3 protein-coding genes are annotated in these 2,366 nt (G+C 69.4%); all 3 read right to left on the reverse strand.

Going from position 1 to position 2,366, the window contains the following annotated elements; translation table 11 throughout:
* Nucleotides 1-434: DUF2637 domain-containing protein (locus FM113_RS08585; RefSeq protein ID WP_254908930.1), on the reverse strand; the 434-nt coding region annotated here is incomplete at its 3' end.
* Entirely contained in the window at nucleotides 431-1,336 is a 906-nt protein-coding gene (locus FM113_RS08590; RefSeq protein ID WP_087013587.1) for a bifunctional DNA primase/polymerase, read from the reverse strand. The genes FM113_RS08585 and FM113_RS08590, both read right to left, overlap by 4 nt.
* On the reverse strand, nucleotides 1,336-2,366 hold a 1,031-nt coding region (locus tag FM113_RS08595), incomplete at its 5' end, for an ArdC-like ssDNA-binding domain-containing protein (RefSeq protein ID WP_087013590.1). The genes FM113_RS08595 and FM113_RS08590, both read right to left, overlap by 1 nt.

Consider the following 2,366-nt stretch of genomic DNA (forward strand, 5'->3'; position numbering starts at 1 on the left):
GCGGCGCGCGCGGTGGTGGGGCGGGTGAGGATGACGGTGAGGTGCGTGATCGACAGCAGTACCAGCGGCGGGATCGCAGCGACCGACGCAGCCAAGATCGGTGGTACGTCGGTGTCGGCAGCGATGATCGCGTGGATCGCATTCGCCGTCACCGACACCACCGCCCCCGCAGCAAGCAGCGTCCACGGATACCACGTCGGGCGGGTCTGGCTGGCGAGGGCGACGACAGCGACGGTTGCGACGACGATGATGCCGTCCACGATCAACGGCCACGCCCACGCCTGACCGCCATCAATCCCAGACCGCCGCGCAAGATCAGCCAGCGCCGTAAAGCTGAGCCAGAATGCGCCGGCGGCGATGAACACCGTTCCCGTGATCGCCGTCATCACCGCCAAGCGGCGACCCCGCGGCGAGACAGCCTCGATGGGGTTCATGAGATCACCCGCCCCGGTGACCCGCGCACCACACGCCGCTCATCCGCCACGGGCTCCGCAGCGCGGGGTGCGGTGCGGGCGGTGCGGTAGGCGGAGCGGATCGTCGCCATGATCTCCCGCGACCCCAGCCCTGCATGCTCAGCCGCAGGACCCAGCGCTTCGAGAGTCGCAGCCGGCGGGGTGCCTGATTCGGCGAGACGGCAGGCAGCCCAGAACAGGCCACGGTTCCGCTCACCCTCACCACGCCCCGCCACCCAACCGGCAAGCACCTTCGCATCCGCCCCCCGCCGCTCCAACCGAGCAGTACGCGCACGGCCCATCGGGATCAGGGTGCGCGGGTCCAGGAACTCGCGCAGCCGTGCCGCATCCACCGGCACCGGGATGTCGCCTGATGTGACGATGAGCCGGTACGGCGCTCGCGCCCCGCCAGGGCGCAGCACCTTCGATGGCGGGGCGATGATGTAGCCGCCGTCACCCCGGAAATCGACATGCGCCCGTGCCGCCTGCCACGACGACTGCGCACGATCCGGGTGCGCCGGATAGTAGGCGTGGAGCCCGCCGGAGGGGGTGCGCACGAGCGCCGCCCACCCCGCCGCATACCCTTCGCGGTGCGCTTCGCGGAAAGCGGGGAACCCGGTGCCGGTCGCGTGCACGTCGACATCGACGACCTCGACCCCGGATGCGGCACCGGTGGGGATGCCGATGTTCGCGGACGGCCACCTCGACCACCACGCCGCAACCTGCCCAGGATCAGCGGTCGCGTCATGGAACCCACGGGCCACGAGCGGACGCTTCTCACCCGGCACGCACGGGAACACCGGCACCCCAGCCGCAGCGAACCGCGCCGCCGCCTCGGAGAGCGGCATCCCGCCGACTTCGGAGAACAGATCAACGGCACCCATCACAGGCTCCTCACCGACGACGCCACGGCGCGGCGCGGCTCCTCCGCCAAGGGATCAGCAGTCGTCTCGACCGCAGGCTCGGGGCGTTTCTTCGCTGGGGTTTCGCGGGTGAGGCCGGGAGGGTCGCCGTTGCTGATCTGCACGGTGGGCAGCTGGTCGAGAATGACTGCTGAGGTTTTGCGGACTCGTTCGCCGGTGGCTTGGACGACTTCGACCGGGGACTTCTCCGGCACCGTCGCCGCCCACCCCGACACATACGGGACCGTGTAGTCGCTGGTGTCCATGCCGTGCGCTGCGACGACCATCAACGCCACCGAATCCGCCTCCACCTCTCCAATCCCGCGATGCCCCGTCGCATCGGCGTTGTCTGGGCCGTGCAGGAGAACGTGGGCGAACTCGTGGACGAGGGTCTTCACCTGCGCCGCCTCGGGCATGTTCTCCCGCACCGCAACCGTCCGCGCACCGAAATCAGTGAGACCGTTCGCGCCGTGGATCATGCCCTCATGCGGCACCCGCAACACCCTGAACCCCTCCGCCTCCACGAGCCGTGCGATGCCCTCCCAGAGCCCATCGGGAGCTTCGCCTTCCAGCAGCCGTGGCGAGGGTGGTGCGGGGATCGGGTCGCCGGCGGTTTGGGAGGCATCCCAGACGTAGGCGGGTCGGACGCCGACCATGCGGGAGCGCACCGCCTCACCCGGTTTCGGTTTCTCGAACCTGCCGAGCCTGCGCCACGACTCCGCCACCTTCGGCGTGAACGACGCGAACCTCCCCGTCACCGGGGCGAGGATCATGTACCCCGACTGGCCCTTCTCGACCTGCCGGCCGAGCGCCTGCCACTGTTTGAACCCCGCCACATACGACGGCACCGGCTCCGGCACCCGGCCCGCCTCAAACGCCGCCTGATGCTGCACAAAGATCAGCAGCGTGTTGTTGAACGAACGAGCACGAAACCGAGCCGCAAACTCCAACGCCTGCTTCCAGTCCTCACCCGACACCAACGACTCCACCGCGCCGGTGAGCTGTTCATGCA

This window comes from Leucobacter sp. 7(1), assembly GCF_900163635.1.
In the GTDB taxonomy this organism is placed as follows: Bacteria; Actinomycetota; Actinomycetes; order Actinomycetales; family Microbacteriaceae; genus Leucobacter.